We start from the raw sequence: 15863 nt of genomic DNA, 5'->3' as shown, positions 1-15863 counted from the left end.
CAGCATGAAACGGTTCGCGGCAACGGCGATGTGGGCGATGAGCGCGCTGACCGGCGCGGCGGAGGACGACGTGTTCGATGCGCTCCACGCGGCGCTCTCCTGGAACGATTCGCGCGGCACGGTGCGCGCGCAATTGAGCGGAACGATGGACGCGGAGCTGTATCGGTTTGCCCAACCGGCGCCCGGCTTGATCGAGGCCGACGGCAGCACGTTGTTCGCTCCCCGCCTGACGACCTTCCTCGACGTGGAGGTGGGCCCGAAGCTTTATGCGTTTGCCCAGGCGCGGGTCGACCGCGGCTTCGATCCGGAAAGCGAGCCGTTGACCGCGCGGTGGGAGGAATATGCCGTGCGCTTCACGCCGTGGACCGACGGGCGGTTCAATCTGCAGGTGGGCCGCTTCGCGAGTGTCGTGGGAAACTGGATTCAACGGCACGGCTCGTGGGAGAATCCGTTCGTGCTTGCTCCGCTGCCCTATGAGCACCTGACCGGACTTTGGGACCGCGCGGCGGCGCCATCGTCGTCGATCTTGTTGAGCTGGGCGCACGTCGCGCCGCCCGCGCCGGCGGGCGTTCCGGCGGACGACAAGTATCTGCGCCTGCCGCTGATCTGGGGCCCGAGCTATGCGCATGGGGTGGCGTTGTCCGGAACGGTGGGCCATTTCGGCTATGCCGCGGAGGTGAAGAACGCGCCGCTTTCTTCGCGCCCGGATACCTGGACCCGCACCGATTTCAGCTGGTCGCAGGCGACGGTGAGCGGCCGGATTTCCTATCGACCGAGCCTCCGGTGGCAATTCGGCTTGAGCGCGAGCCGCGGCAGCTATCTGCAGAAAGAGGCCAGGCCAACGCTCGCGCCGGGACGCACGCTCAGCGACTATCGCGCCGTGCTGCTGGGGCAGGATGCGAGTTTCGCGTGGCACCACGTGCAGGTGTGGGCGGAGGTATTCTACGCCCGTTTCGAGGTGCCGGAGGTCGGTACGCCCGAGGTTTTCGCGTATTACGTGGAGGCGAAATACAAGCTCACGCCGCAGCTGTTCGTGGCGGCGCGGTGGAACGAGGAGCGTTTCGGCCGGATCGACGATCCCGCGCTGGGCCGCGTCCGCTGGGGCGGAGATGTATGGCGATTCGACGTGGCTCCGACGTATCGAATTTCGCCCTACATTCAGACGAAGCTGCAGTATTCGCTCCAGCAGGAGCGGGGCGGGGCGCGCGATCTCGAGCACCTCTTCGCCGCGCAGATAACCGTCCGGTTCTGACGACGAACGCGCCCGCGGCCGAGGCGGCGAGGTAACAGGCCCGTTACGATCGCCGGCTTTCGCCAGGACCGGTTCGGCGCAGCTTGCATGACGAGACCGACCGGGGTGTGCCGGCTCGCCGCTTGCCATGAAAACGAACCATTCCCTTCGTTCCACCGCGGTGTGGATCAACCTTCCCACGTTGTCTCTGCTCGCGGTGCTGCAACGCACGCCCGCGGTGCGTGTGGCGAATGCCCTCGCGAACTACGTCGTGGCTTCTCCGCTGGGCGCCGTTTTGAAGTCCGCCTTCGCGGCGATCGGATCGCTCGGCGCGGTGCATTCGCTGGCGGGTGCAACGCAGCTGGCGACGACTCAGGCGAGCCCCGTTACCGTCGCCGCCGGCGCGGCGCTGACGATCGGGTTTAGCATCACCGGCACGTTGTCCGAACCGGAGACCTGGACAGTCGGCGGGGCGATCCCGCCGGGGCTGGCGTTCAACGGCGGCGCCACCTCGGGCACGATCGCGGCGGCGACCTTGGTATTGAGCGGCACGCCCACGACGGCCGGCACCTACGCGTTCAGAGTGCGGGCGAACGATGTGATTGGCGGATCGACGCCCGACTACAGCTTCACGGTCACCGTCACCGGTGGGACCGCGACCGGGCCGACCATCACCACGCCGCCGCAGTCGCAGAGCGTCACGACCGGAGGAAACGCGATGCTGTCCGTGGCCGTGAGTGGCACGCCGGCGCCCACGCTGCAGTGGTTGCGCAATGGCGCCACCGTCGCCGGCGCGACCAGCCTGACGCTCGCACTCAACGGCGTGCAGCCAGCCACGACCGGCTTGTATGCCGCGCGGGCGACGAACTCCGCCGGTTCCACGACGAGCGAAACTGCCATCGTCGGCCTCAGTGCGGACCCGGCGATGCGCGTCACGGGGGCCGGAATGGTGGTGGGGACCAACATTCTTCATCCGAACGGAAATCGTTTCGACCAGGTGCTCGTGACCGGCGCCGCCGAGGCGGTGACCGCGGACTTCGCCGTGAATCGAATCACCCGCACGTCCTACATCGATCTCGACGACGATATCGTGCAGGTGGAATTCAGCGGACCCGGCACGCTGTCGCTCGTGCTCGACGGCGCGGCCGCCCCCGCGGCTCCCGTGAACTACAATCAGCCGAACGTATCCTATATTAAAGGACACGCCGGCATCGTGATCGCTGGGGCGAACGAGAATACGAACATCTCGGTGTTCACCGTCGGTCGCGCCACGGCCGTCGATCCGACCGGCCGCTACAGCGTTCTCCAGCCGCCGAGCGCGACGAACAATCCGGCGAACAACGGCAGTTCATTATTCGTCGGGCACGAGACCACGAACTACGATGGCGTCGCGGACATCGCGTTCATCGCGATCTCGTCGGCGAACGGGAAATTCGGCGGCCTGCGAACGGGTAACGCCAGCTACTTCGCGTCCAAGGGGCTCACGGGCGTTTATGCGCCGGGAGTCAATTTTGTCGGGCCTGTGGTCATCGGTGACATTTCGGCGTTCGACGAAGCGATCCCGGTCATCGTGCTCGGCTCGGCGAGCGACACCCGCATCGCGGGCGGCGACATGCTGCAGGAAAACGGGAAGGCGGTCGTGGTCAGCGGCATTGTCCAGCTGAAGTTCGTCGGTGGCGGCGATTCGACGGGGCGCACTCTCGCCGCGCAGAACAACCGCGCCACGTATCGCAACGGTAGCGGTGCGGACGTGACGGCACAAATTGTGGTGAACCCGTGAGCGCTCGCGAGCGGAGGGATCGTCGGTCCACTCTCGCGCCGGCGCCGCGTGCGCGTCCGAGCGAGCTCAGCCGAGTTTGAAGCTGCCGCTGACCTTGAAGACGGCGGCGACGATCGCGAAGGCGATGAAGCCGACGAGCACGAACACCAGCAGCAGCACGCCGCTCGCGATCACCTTGGTGAAGATGTTGAGCTGGCCGGTGACGATCTTCTGGTAGCTGCGCGCGATGTCGCGGAGGCTCGGCACCACGTTGCCGGTGTTTTCGCCAACGGCGAGGCGGTCGAGCACGAGATCCGGGAAGCACCCGGTGCGGCCGAGCGCGATCGAGAGCGATTCGCCCTCGAGCACGCGGCCCGTGGCTTCGTCGAAGGCGCGCCGGTGCACGCGATTCGCGATCTGCCGCTCGGTCATCCGCAGCGCCTCGGCGGCGGTGATGCCGTTGGCGAGCAGAACGGAAAGCGTCTGGCTGAACGAGAGGACGGTTTGAGCAATCGCGAACGGGCCGATCAACGGCAGCCGTAGTATCCACGCATCGGTGACGGCACGGCCGGCCTCGCTCTGGCGCCACCGCCAGAACGCCGCGAAACCGAACACAAGTCCGACGGCGATGAAGACGCCGTAGTGCAGCGCAAACTGGGAGACGCCGATCAGGATTTTGGTGGAAAAGGGCAGCTCGCCGCCGAGCGAGGTGAGCAGCGTCTGCAGCCGCGGCAGCAGGAAGAAGAGGAAGAACAGGATCACGCCGCTCGCGACGAAGACCATAAAGATCGGGTAGGCGAGGGCGGCGGTGAGCTGGCGGCGCAGCTCGCGCTGCTCGTGCAAATGCGCGATGAGCCGGGCAAGCGTTTCGTTCAGCGAACCGGTCGCTTCGCCCGCCTGGATCAGGTTGATCGTTTCGCTCGCGAATACCGCCGGCAAATCCGCCATGGCACGCGACAGCGGCGCGCCTTCGCTGATGCGGTCCCACAACGTGCGGCAAAGCAGCCGCAGCCGCGGTTCCTTGATGCGAATCGAAAGCAGGCGGATCGCTTCACCCGCGGACAAGCCACTCGTGGTGAGATCGGAGAGCGCTTCGAGGAACGGCAGCTGCTGCTTGCGATTGAGCTGACCGGAGCCCTCGCCGGTGTTCGCGGCGGTTTTCGCGATCGGCGCGGCGCCGTTCTTTTTTGCCGCCGACCCGCGCTTTTGCGTCGTCGTGGCCTCGGTGGCCGAGATCACTTGCAGGCCGCGCGCGGTCAGCAAACGCAGCGCATCACGCCGCGTGGGCGCTTCCAGCGTGTCGGAGACGTTGGCACCGGAACGGTCGCGGGCCGTGTAGGCGAAGCGGGGCATGATCGGCGCGACAGGCAGCGGTTTACTTTTCCGCGACCGTGATGACGCGCAGCACCTCGTCGAGCGTGGTGTGGCCGGCTTTGACCTTTTCCCAACCGCTCTGGCCGAGCGTGCGCATGCCGTGACGGCGCGCGCATTCGGTGAGCGTGCGCGTGCTTTCGCGCTTCAACACCAGTTCGTGCATCTCGTCGTTGAGGCGGAAGATTTCGAAGATGCCGATGCGGCCACGATAACCGGTGCCGCGGCAGCGGTCGCAGCCCACGGGCGATTTCAACGCGTCGACCAGATCGGCTTCCGCTTCGGTCACCCCGAGGATCGCGAGGTTTTCGCGCAGCTTGATCTTGTTGATCGGCTCGGGCCGCGCGCATTCGGAACAGAGGCGGCGCACGAGGCGCTGGGCGATGACGAGCTCGATCGCGGACGCGACGAGGAACGGTTCGATGCCCATGTCGACGAGACGCGTGATCGCTCCGGGTGCGTCGTTGGTGTGCAGCGTCGAGAAAACCAGGTGACCCGTGAGCGAGGCGCGGATCGCGATCTCGGCGGTGTCCTTGTCGCGGATTTCGCCGACCATGATCACGTCGGGATCCTGGCGCAGCACGTGGCGCAGCGCGTCGGCAAACGTGAGCCCGATCTCGGGGCGGACCTGCATCTGGTTCACGCCCGGCACTTCGTATTCGATCGGGTCCTCGATCGTGATGATGCGCAGGTCGGTGGAATTGATTTTCCGCAGAAACGCGTTGAGCGACGTGCTCTTGCCGGAACCGGTCGGACCGGTGACGAGGATGATGCCGTGCGGATAATCGAGGATCTGCGTGATCTGCGCCTGCTCCTCGGCGCTCATGCCGAGGCGGTCCATCGTGTAGGCTTCCTTCTTCTGATTGAGGAGGCGCAGCGAAATCGACTCGGCGTAAATCGTCGGAATCGTGGAGACGCGGATATCGAGGACGGTGTTGTCGGCGCGGAAATTGATGCGTCCGTCCTGCGGGAGGCGGCGTTCGGAAATGTTGAGCCGCGCCATGATCTTCAGGCGCGAGATGATCGCGTCCTGAAAACGCAGGAGATTTTCCGGCACGGGCACGGGCACGAGCAGGCCGTCAACGCGATAGCGGATGCGAAGCTGACCTTCCTGCGGTTCGAAATGGATGTCGGTCGCCTGGTCCTCGACGGCTTGGGAAATGACATCGCTGACGAAACGGACGACGGCGGCTTCCTCGTCGACCTCGGCCTCGGTCTGCTGCTGCACCTCGGGTGCGACGTAGCTGTCGTCGTCTTCGAGCGAGCCGGAGCCGACGCCGTAGTTTTCGATGATCAGCTGGCGCACGCGTTCCGGGACCGCGAGATGCCAGACGGGCGGACGCGGCGTGAAGGTGCGCAACCAGTCTTCCATCGTCTCGTCGGGCAGCCAGGCGGTGGCGAGATGGAGAGGTTGAGAGTTGAGCGTTGAGAGTTGAGGGTCGGAGTCTTGCTCCGGGCCCTCGGCTTTGAACTTGATCGGGATGATCTGGTAGTCGTGGACGAGGCGGGCGGGGAGCAGCGCGCGCGCGGCGGGATCGGCTTCGAGATTGCTGGCGATCTGCAGGCGGGCAGTGTCGGCGAGCTGCGTGAGCGCGGCGGCTTCGGAGAGATTCAGCGCGGTGGCGAGCGCGAGCAGACGCTTGTCGCGTTCGGTCTCGGCGAGCGTCTGGAGTTGCGCGTCGTCGAGCTGCGCGGCGACGGAGGCGGGAACGAGCGGCGGATTCGTGGACAAAAGGGACATGCGGGGCACGCGGCGCGAGGCAGCGCCGGGCTTACTTGAGTTTCTCGATCAGCGGTTCCTTCGCCTGCTTGGACGGGTCGCTGAGGTATTGGTTGATCTGGTCGCGGTTCGACTGCGAGTTGATGCGGTCGGCCGCGTCGGCCGTCGAGTTCTCGATCGGAATGACCTTCGGACGGATGAAGAGCAGCAGTTCGGTGCGCTCATCGGAGTTGTTACGCGCGCCGAAGAGGTGGCTGAGAATCGGGATCTCGGCAAAGAAGCCGATCTTGCCGCGGGAGCGGCTGTCCTTGTTGCGCTGCAAGCCGCCGAGGACGATCATCTCGCCATCGCGCACGTTAACGAACGAGGTCGCTTCGCGGCGGCCGATGACCGGCTGCGAGTTTCCGTCGATCGTGATGTTGTCGATGATGTCGTCGACCTTCTGCGCGATCTTCAACTGGATCGAGCCGTCGTCGCCGATGAGCGGCGTGACCTTCAGGTCGATCGCGATGTCCTTGTAGGTGACCTGGGACGTCTGGGCGAAGCCGCTGTCCGTGGTGCTGGCAACAGGCGTGCGTGTGCTGCCCGTGATGATGGGGCGCGATTCGCCGACGAGGATCTGCGCCTCCTTGTTGTGGACCGTCGTGATATTCGGCGTGGAGAGGACTTTGAGATTGGACTTTTGGCCGGCGTCGGAAAGCGAGGCGACAAACGAGAGCGGATCGACTTGGCCTCCCTCGATTTTCACGCCGCTGAACTCGCCGCCGAACTTGGTGACCTTCGTGACACCATTATGCTGACCGACGGTGATATCTAGTGCACTGATGCCGGTCTTCACGCGGTCGTTGAGCGTAACCTCGGCGATGACGACTTCGATGCGCACCTGAGCGAGTACGATGTCGAGCTTGTTGATCAGGTCGCGCACGAGTCGCAGGTCGTCGACCGTGCCGGACACGACGATCGCGTTGCTGCGATCGTCGGCGAGAATCGTGACGAGAGTGCTGAACTCGTTCGTGCCCTCGTTGCCCAAAACGGCGGGAGCCCCTTCGGGTGGCGCCGGTTGGTCGGGTTGTGCGGGCAGCGTGCGATTCGCGCCACCGCCGGCCTTTTGCGCGGCACTGGTCTGGCCGGAGACGAGCTGGCTGAGCAGCGGCGCGACCTCCTTGGCGGACGCGTGTTTCAGATAAACGACTTCGTTGCGCGTGTTGGGATCGGAACGGACGTCGAGTTTGTCGATGAGTTCGTCGAACAGCGGCACTTGGCGCTCGTCGGCGAGCAGGATGATCTGATTCGTGCGGTCGTCGGCGCTGTAGGAAATGGAGGTGCCGAGCTGGTTCTGCAGCGGGCCCTGGAACATCGCGCGCAGCTTGTTCACGATGTCGCTCGCCTTGGCGCCGTTGCGCAGCGTGTAGAATTTTGGCGTGAGGCCGGTCATCACGGGGCGGTCGAGCTCGCGGATGAGCAGTTCGACGCGCTGGAGATTGCTGATCGAGTCGGTGATCAGCGCGGCATTGGCCTTGTCGAGCGGCACGACGCCGTTGGCAACGCCGGGCGAGAGAAGCGGCGTGATCTGCGGGATGAATTCGTTGACGCGGAGGAAATCGAGCGTGAAGAGCTTCGTCGCGATCCGGCCGCTGGGGGGGAGGTTGAGCGTCGAGCCCGAAAGCATCTCCGGCGCTTCGGTTTTGACCTGCGAGAGCGCGACGACTTTCAGGAATTTGTCGCCGAGCGGCGCGACACCGACCTGGTTGAGGGCGAGCACGGTCTCGAGGGCGAGAATGGCTTCGGACTTCGGAATCTTCTTTTCGATGACAAGCCGGTAGGTTGCGGTCGGAAGCTGCTGCGGGCGCAGGATGCTGCGGCCCGTGTAGATCTCGAGCAGGCCGAGCACGGTGTCGATGTCGGCGTCGGGCAGCTTGATCGGGCCGACGAGCTCGTCGGCGGCGGGCGCGCTGGCGGAGGCTTCAGGCGGCGGGGTTTGCGCGCCGGCGGGCGCGACGAGAAGACCAGCGGCCAAGGCGAAACAGAGGGGACGCAGACTCATGCAAAAGGTGCAGGGAAAAGGGAGGCGCAAAACAGGAAAAAAATCTGAGGCGAAACCGCCTGCGATGTAAACGGAGATGTGTGTGACGGCAAACGCGCCGGAATGTTGCTGGCACGGGCGAAGTTTTACACCTGCGTGAGAACGGATTTGCCGCTTGCGGGGCGAAACCGCGGAGCCAACGCTCCCGCGCTGCGATGCCGAACAGCTTCGGAAAACTATTTCGGATTACGACTTGGGGCGAAAGCCACGGCCCGGCCGTCGGCGTGGTAATCGACGGCTGCCCGCCGCAACTGCCGCTCACGGTCGAGGAGATCCAGGCGGAACTCGACCGCCGCCGTCCAGGGCAAAGCGACATCGTTACTCCGCGCAAGGAGGAGGATCGCGTCGAAATCCTCTCCGGCGTGTTCGAGGGCCGCACGACCGGCGTGCCGATTTCGCTGCTGGTGCGCAACGCCGACCAGCGTCCGGGCGCTTACGACGAGATGCGGGAGAAATTCCGCCCGTCGCACGCCGACTACACCTACACGGCGAAATACGGTTTGCGCGACCATCGCGGCGGCGGCCGCAGCTCGGCGCGCGAGACGATCGGACGCGTCGCCGCGGGCGCGATCGCGAAGAAGATTCTGGCGTTGGGCGCGGGCGCGGCGCCGGTGGAGATCCGGGCGTTCGTGACGCAGATCCATGATATCGCGGTGCCCGCGGAGGCGTTGATGGAGTTTCCGACCCTCGCGCAAATCGAAGCCAACGCGGTGCGCTGCCCGCATGCCGCGACGGCGGCGGCGATGATCGAGCGCATCAAGGCCGTGCGCAGTGTCGGCGATTCCGTCGGCGGCGTAATCGAGTGCCGCGTGCGGGGCGTGCCGGCGGGACTCGGCGAACCGGTGTTCGACCGGCTCGAGGCGGACCTTGGAAAGGCGATGCTCTCTCTCCCGGCGACGAAAGGTTTCGAGATCGGCAGCGGCTTCGCCGGCACGCGTTTGAAAGGTTCGGAGCACAACGATCCGTTCGTCTCGCGCGAGGGCGCCGTGCACACGGCGACCAACCGTTCCGGCGGTGTGCAGGGTGGCATCAGCAACGGCGAGGAGATCGTGTTCCGCGTCGCCTTCAAACCCACCGCGACGATCCTGCAGCCGCAGAAAACCGTCGATGTTCACGGCGTCGAAACCGAGCTGGCCGCGCGGGGGCGTCACGATCCCTGCGTGCTGCCGCGGGCGGTGCCGATCGTCGAGGCGATGACCGCGCTCGTGCTCGTCGATCACTCGATGCGCCACGCGGCGCAGAACCGGCTCTTCCGCTTCTGAATGTAGCGAGCCTGCTTGCAGGCGATGCGGGGTTGGAGAAGGTCTCGTTCCGCCCGCGCGCGGATTTTTTTCCATGTCTTCCGACGAAAACGCCAAACCGCTCGTTTATCTGATCCTCGGCGCCGCCGGCTCGGGCCGCCGCGACGTCGTGGCCGATCTCATCGACGGCGGGCTCGCCGAAACCGATCGCGTGGCGGTCTTGGTGTCGGACACGGAAAAGGAGTCGACCGGCGCCGCGAGTTTGCCGCGCGTCGATTACTGGAAATGGACGGGCGAGTTCATCGAGGGCGCCCTGCCGGAGGAGGCAACGCATGTGTTTTTCATCACCGACGGACGCACGAATCCCGTCGACCAGATCGAAGTGTTCAAGGCCTGGGTCGAAGCTCAGGGCGGCGAACTCGCGCGCGTGATCTGCGTCGTGAACTGCCAGCTCGTGGAGAAAAATCCGTCGCTGGTCGCGTGGTATGACGCCTTGGTGCACTTTTCCGACGTTGTGCTGCTCAACCGTCGCGAAGGCGTGGAGAACAAGTGGATCAGCGATTTCCAGACCCACTACAAGAAGCAGTTCCTGCCGGTGCTCTTCGAATTTGTGAAGGACGGTCGCGTGAAAAATCCGCTGCTCGTACTGGAGCCGCAGGCGCGCCGCGTCTCGCAGGTGTTCGACGAGGAGCAGGACTTCGTTTTCACGAACGCGGACGGCGAGGAGATCGACGAAGACGAGGAGACGGCCGACGACGAGGAGATCGAAGCCGCGCCGGCCGAGGATCCGTATCTCGAACGCCGCGCGGGCGGCCAGCGCGTAAAGCAAATCCCCGACGTCACGAAGTTCCTCGATCAGCCCGCGCCGGACGCGTCGTAACCGCGCACGCAGAGACCGGCGCGAGGGGATTTGCCTCGGTCGCGGGACCCGGCTTCGCTGCGCACATGAGTGCGACCCTGTTTCCCCAACACATCATCGCGCGCAAGCGCGACGGCCACGCGCTGACCCGCGAAGAAATCGCGAGCTTCGTGCGCGGTGCGACCGACGGGTCGTGGGCGGACTATCAACTCTCCGCGTTGCTCATGGCGATCGTGCTGCGCGGGATGAACGCGGACGAAGTCGCGGCTTACACGGAAGCGATGATGCGTTCCGGCGTGGTCGCGGACCTGAGCAGCGTGAAACTGCCGAAGGCCGACAAGCACTCGACCGGCGGCGTGGGCGACAAGATCTCGCTTCACCTCGCGCCGATGGTCGCGGCCTGCGGCGTCGCCGTGCCGATGATCTCTGGACGCGGACTCGGCCACACCGGCGGCACGCTCGACAAACTCGAGTCGATCCCCGGATTTCGCGTGAGCCTCTCGCTCGCCGAATATCGCGCCGAGCTCGAGCAGATCGGACTTTCGCTGATCGGCCAGACCGCGGAACTCGCGCCTGCGGACAAGAAGCTCTACGCGCTGCGTGACGTGACGGCGACGGTGGAGAGCATTCCGCTGATCTGCGGCTCGATTCTGGCCAAGAAACTCGCCGAAGGGATCGACGTGCTCGTGCTCGACGTGAAGTTCGGCCGCGGCGCGTTCATGAAGGAGAAGGCGAAGGCGCGCGAGTTGGCGGAAGCGCTCGTGTCGGTCGCGAAAACGATGGGCAAACCGACGCGCGCTGTGATGACCGCGATGGATCAGCCGCTCGGCCGGGCGGTGGGCAACGCGCTCGAAGTCATCGAATCGATCGAGTGCCTGCGCGGCGAAGGACCGGCGGATACGATGGAAGTCACGTATGTCCTCGGCGAACAGATGCTGCTGCTCGCGAACGTCGCAAGGGACGCGCGTGACGCGCGAACGCAGTTGGAGGAAAGTGTGAAGAGCGGCGCAGCGTTGAAGAAATTCGGCGAGATGATCGCGGCGCAAGGCGGCGATGCGCGCGTGGTGGACGACGTGAACCGGCTGCCGCGGGCGCGATTGACAGAGCCGTTCGTCGCGGTGCGCGGCGGCTTCGTGACGGACGTCGACGCGATGGGCGTGGCGCTCGCGGCGCTGCGGCTCGGCGCCGGCCGCGCGCGGGCGGAGGATCGGATCGATCACGCCGTCGGCATCAACGAGCTCGTGAAAATCGGTGAGCGCGTGGCGAACGGCGCGCCGCTTGGCGTGATCCACGCGAACGACGAAGCGGCGCTTGCGGACGCGAAGGAGATGCTGGCCAAAGCGATCGCGGTCGGCGACGAACGCCGCGAGCCGGCGCGGTTGATCGACGAGGTGATCGGCTGACGCGAAGCGGTTGCGCGCGGCGCTTTTCGCGGCGCGAGGCGACCGTGCCTCGTTATGGTTTTTCCATTTCCGCCAGTTGCGTGGCGGCGGCTTCCCACTCGGCGGTCGCGGCGGTGATCTGGTCGACGATCGCCGACAGCTCGCGATTGAGGTGATGAAACTTGCCCTTGTCGGCGTAGGTCTCGGGATCCTCGAGCGCCGCGGTGATCTCGGCTTGTTTCGCCTCGAGTTGGACAACGGCTTTCTCGAGCTGGCCCACCTGTTCGCGAAATTTACGCAGCTGGTTGGGCGTGGGCTTGGCCGTTTTCGCCGGCGATTTCGAATTTGAAATCTGAGATTTGAGATTCGCAGGCGAAGCCTGCTTCGGGCGCGCGTCGGTGAAGCCGGCGGTAAGCGCAGCGCGGGCGTCGCTCGCGCGCGATTTCTCGAGATAGTAATCGTAGTCGCCGGCGTAAGGCGTGAGCCGGCCGCTGTGGACGTGGAGGACGTTGCCCGCGACCGCGCGGATGAAATGCACGTCGTGGCTGATGAAGATCAGCGTGCCCTCGTAGTTTTTCAGCGCGTTGATCAGCGCGTCGATCGACGGGATGTCGAGGTGCGTCGTCGGCTCGTCCATCAACAGGAGATTCGGCGGATGCACGAGGATGCGGGCGAGCGCGAGGCGGGATTTTTCGCCGCCGGACAGGACGCCGATCGGTTTGTGCACGTCGTCCTTGCGGAAAAGAAACGCGCCGAGAATCGCGCGGGCCTGCTGCTCCGTGAGCTGGTTCTCGTTCGTGCGCAGCTCCATCACATTTTCGAGGACGGTCAGCTTCGGGTTGAGGTTATCGAGCCGGTTCTGCGCGAAGTAACCGGGCACCACGTTCATCCCCAGCTCGCGCGTGCCGCCCTGGATCGGAATGGCGTCGGCGAGGATTTTCAGGAGCGTCGACTTGCCCGCGCCGTTGGGGCCCACGAGCACGATGCGCTGGCCGCGTTCGGCGGTGAAGTTGAGATCCCGATACACGACGTGCTCGCCGTAGGCCTGCTGCACGTTCTTCAGCTCGACGACTTTCAGGCCGGAGCGCGGCGGCTGCGGGAATTTGAAATTGATGCGTCGCAGTTCGTCTTCCGGTTCCTCGACGGCGACGGCCTTCAGGCGCTCGATTTGTTTCTCCTTCGATTTCGCGCGCGTGGCGAGCGACGCCTTGGCGCCGAAACGGTCGACGAAGGTCTGCAGATGCGCGATCTCGCGCTGCTGGTTCTTGTAGACCGCGGCCTGCTGGGTTTTGCGCGCCTCCTTCTCCTTGAGGAAGCTGTCGTAGTTGCCGTGGTAGTAATGCAGCGTGCCGGCGCGGAGCTCGAGCATCCCGGTGCAGAGGGCGTTGAGAAACGCGCGATCGTGGGAGATCACGACGAGACCGCCGGGGTAGCGCGTAAGGTAATCCTGAAACCACAACAGCGCCTCGAGATCGAGATGATTGGTCGGCTCGTCGAGCAGCAGCAACGCGGGCTCGGCGACGAGCAGTCGCGCGAGATGCGCACGCATCACCCAGCCGCCCGAAAACGTCTTCGCGAGTTTGTCGGCATCGCCTTCCTTGAACCCGAGACCCGCGAGGATTTTGCGCGCGCGCGGCTCGAGCGTGTAGTCGATGTCGTAGTCGTCCTCGTCGGGAATGAGTTTTTTGCCGCTCGTGGCGATCTCGAGCACGGTTTCGTCGCCGACGGGCGCGCTTTCCTGCGGAAGGAAACCAAAGTCCGCGCCGCGTTCCCACTCGATCGTGCCGGTGTCGGGCCGCTCCTCGCCGAGGATCAGGCTGAAGAGCGTGGATTTGCCCGCGCCGTTGGGGCCGACGAGCCCGAGCCGGTCCGTGCGCGCGATGAAAAGGGACACGTCCGAGAACAGCTCGCGGGTGCCATAGGACTTGGAAACGTCGGCGATCGTCAGCATCGAAACCGCGCACCACACCGCACCCGCTCCCGCTCGTCAATGGCAGGTTTCGCCTCCCGCGCCGGGCCCAAACCAGAGTGTCATACATTATATGACACTCTCGTTTGGGCCTTCGCCGGGTGGGTGAGTGCGAGAAAGGTGGAGACGAAAGGTGGAAACAGGAAGCGAAGCGCGGCGGCGAGCGGGGGATGAACGCGGGGTTCAGCGGACGAGTGTGAGGGCGACGCAACCGAGGACGGCGACGGCGCCGCCGAGGAGCGAGCGGCGCGTGGGGCGTTCGCCTTCGAGCCAGTAGCTCAACGGCACGATCACGAGCGGCGTGCACGCGACGATCGGCAGCACGATCCCGCTCGGCGTCGTCGCGAGCGCCCATTGATACGCGCTGACGCCGATCACTGCGCCGGCGAGCGCGTTGAGCGGAACCCATTTCCAGTCGCGAAGCGTTGGCGCGACGGGCGTTTCGGCAGGCCTCGGTGCGTGGACGACGAGCGCGCGGACCGCGAAGAACAGCAGCGTGACCGCGAGCCCGCCGGCGATGCGCTGATACGCGGCGGTGATGCCGTCGATCGGCTCGCCGGCAAGCGCGGCGAGGGCGTTGGCCTTGCGGCTGAGCACCGCGCCGAGGCCCTGGCCCGCGGCGGAGAGCGCGCCGAAAACGAAACCGGCTGGACGCAACCGCACGCGCGGCGGGTGGCGTCTCGAAGGCATGAGCGCGACGGCGACGCCGGCGAGAATCACGAAGCCCCATGCGAGTTGCGGCCCGGTGAGAGCGGTGCCGAGCCAGGCGCGTTCCGCGAGCATCGCGATCGGCGCGGCGAGGCACTGCGTCATGAGGACGGTGAGACGCGAACCCAGCAGCGGCAGCGCGGCGAAGACCGCGAGATCGCCGAGTCCCATGCCGATCACGCCGCTCAACAAAAACCAGTCGCGGCCCGCGCCTTGCAGACCCTGGCCGAAGATGTGCGCGTAGGCGCCGAGGCAGACGAGCGCGACGAGGAGCCGGCCGAGATTGGCACGCGTAGCGCCGACCGCACGAATGCTGCGCTGGGCGAAGATCGCCGAGAGCGAGAAGAACAGCGTGGTGAGGAACGCGCCGAGCATGAACCAGGAACGATCACCTCAGCGCAGCCGTCCGCACGGCGCGACGGTTTTTTGTGGCGGATCGCTGCAGCGCGACTCTATTTCTCGCCACACACATCATGAAAGCCAAACGCAGCAAGCAACGTCCGGAGGACATCAACGCGGCCCTCGCCAAAAACAAGGGCCCGGTGTCCAAGTTCATCGCGCAGAACTACCGTCATTTCAATGCGGCCTCGTTGCTGGATGCGGCGAAGGGCTACGAGACGCACCTCAAGGCCGGCGGCAAGATGGCCGTCACGCTCGCGGGCGCGATGTCCACGGCCGAACTCGGCATCTCGCTCGCCGAGATGATCCGCCGCGACAAGGTTCATCTCATCGTCTGCACCGGCGCGAATCTCGAGGAGGATATCTTCAATCTCGTCGCGCACGATTACTACGAGCGTGTGCCGCACTACCGCCACCTCACGGCCGAGGACGAGCAGAACCTGCTCGACCGGCACATGAACCGCGTGACCGATACCTGCATTCCCGAGATGGAAGCGATGCGCCGCATCGAGTCCGTCGTCCTCGAGGAATGGGTCGCCGCCGATCGCGCGGGCCAGCGCTTTTTCCCGCATGAGTTCATGTATAAAATCCTGCGCGGCGGGAAACTGAAGAAGCATTACCAGATCGACCCGAAGAACTCGTGGATGCTCGCCGCGTGTGAGAAGAACCTCCCGATCGTCGTGCCCGGCTGGGAAGACGCGACGCTGGGCAACATGTTTGCGGGCCACGTGATCAGCGGCGACGTGAAGAACGTCCACACCGTGCGCACCGGCATCGAATACATGACGTGGCTCGCCGATTACTACACGCGCAACGCGAAGAAGCTGAAGAACGGCGAAGGCTCGATCGGTTTCTTCCAGATCGGCGGCGGCATCGCGGGCGATTTCCCGATCTGCGTGGTGCCGATGCTCCACCAGGATCTGCAGCGCACGGGCGTGCCGCTCTGGGGTTATTTCTGCCAGATCAGCGACTCGACCACGAGCTACGGCAGCTACTCGGGCGCGGTGCCGAACGAGAAGATCACCTGGGGCAAGCTCGGGTCGTCGACGCCGAAGTTCATCGTCGAAAGCGATGCCACGATCTGTGCGCCGCTGATTTTCGCCTGGGTGCTCGGCCAGTAAACGACTGCGGCCTGCGCGCC

General features: G+C 65.3%; 10 protein-coding genes and 1 pseudogene. 6 read left to right on the top strand and 5 right to left on the bottom strand.

Translation table 11 applies throughout. The annotated features are described in order from the left end of the window. Nucleotides 1–4 precede the first annotated feature (4 nt). A complete protein-coding gene (locus AC6RV7_RS04350) occupies nt 5–1252 on the top strand; it encodes a hypothetical protein (RefSeq protein WP_500092679.1) in 1248 nt (415 codons plus the stop codon). A gap of 127 nt (nt 1253–1379) precedes the next feature. Further along, a pseudogene (locus tag AC6RV7_RS04345) lies at nt 1380–2087 on the top strand (immunoglobulin domain-containing protein); the annotation flags it as partial. A 990-nt stretch (nt 2088–3077) separates the two neighbouring features. Here AC6RV7_RS04345 and AC6RV7_RS04340 read toward each other — a convergent pair. Genes AC6RV7_RS04340 through AC6RV7_RS04330 form a run of 3 tightly spaced genes read right to left on the bottom strand, consistent with a single transcriptional unit; the run spans nt 3078 to nt 8125 of the window. Further along, nucleotides 3078–4343 (bottom strand): type II secretion system F family protein, encoded by a 1266-nt coding sequence (locus tag AC6RV7_RS04340; RefSeq protein WP_500092678.1) that lies wholly within the window; start codon nt 4341–4343, stop codon nt 3078–3080. 22 nt (nt 4344–4365) lie between these two features. Next, nucleotides 4366–6102, bottom strand: coding sequence for a GspE/PulE family protein (locus AC6RV7_RS04335; protein WP_500092677.1), 1737 nt, complete (start codon nt 6100–6102; stop codon nt 4366–4368). A 31-nt stretch (nt 6103–6133) separates the two neighbouring features. After that, nucleotides 6134–8125 (bottom strand): secretin GspD/PilQ domain-containing protein, encoded by a 1992-nt coding sequence (locus tag AC6RV7_RS04330; RefSeq protein ID WP_500092676.1) that lies wholly within the window; start codon nt 8123–8125, stop codon nt 6134–6136. 194 nt (nt 8126–8319) lie between these two features. Between AC6RV7_RS04330 and aroC the strand changes: the two genes are divergently transcribed. The 3 genes from aroC to AC6RV7_RS04315 all read left to right on the top strand — a co-directional run bounded on the left by aroC (nt 8320) and on the right by AC6RV7_RS04315 (nt 11667). Further along, a complete protein-coding gene (aroC, locus tag AC6RV7_RS04325; protein WP_500092675.1) occupies nt 8320–9426 on the top strand; it encodes a chorismate synthase in 1107 nt (368 codons plus the stop codon). 73 nt (nt 9427–9499) lie between these two features. Then, nucleotides 9500–10285, top strand: a complete 786-nt coding sequence (locus AC6RV7_RS04320) for a hypothetical protein (protein WP_500092674.1) — start codon at nt 9500–9502, stop codon at nt 10283–10285. A 65-nt stretch (nt 10286–10350) separates the two neighbouring features. Next, nucleotides 10351–11667, top strand: coding sequence for a thymidine phosphorylase (locus tag AC6RV7_RS04315; protein WP_500092673.1), 1317 nt, complete (start codon nt 10351–10353; stop codon nt 11665–11667). Nucleotides 11668–11719: 52 nt separating this feature from the next. Here the strand turns inward: AC6RV7_RS04315 and AC6RV7_RS04310 are convergent, their stop codons facing one another. Beyond that, nucleotides 11720–13597 (bottom strand): ABC transporter ATP-binding protein, encoded by a 1878-nt coding sequence (locus tag AC6RV7_RS04310; RefSeq protein ID WP_500092672.1) that lies wholly within the window; start codon nt 13595–13597, stop codon nt 11720–11722. A gap of 201 nt (nt 13598–13798) precedes the next feature. After that, complete coding sequence (locus AC6RV7_RS04305) at nt 13799–14698, bottom strand: DMT family transporter (RefSeq protein WP_500092671.1); 900 nt, start codon at nt 14696–14698, stop codon at nt 13799–13801. Between the two features lie 98 nt (nt 14699–14796). Between AC6RV7_RS04305 and AC6RV7_RS04300 the strand changes: the two genes are divergently transcribed. Then, the gene (locus AC6RV7_RS04300) at nt 14797–15843 is read left to right on the top strand and encodes a deoxyhypusine synthase family protein (protein WP_500092670.1); all 1047 of its coding nucleotides are present in this window, start codon (nt 14797–14799) and stop codon (nt 15841–15843) included. The last annotated feature ends 20 nt before the right edge of the window (nt 15844–15863 follow it).

Source organism: Opitutus sp. sgz309028 (assembly GCF_059821195.1).
Note: the sequence above shows the minus strand (reverse complement) of the source record. Positions and strands in the feature narration are given on the sequence as shown.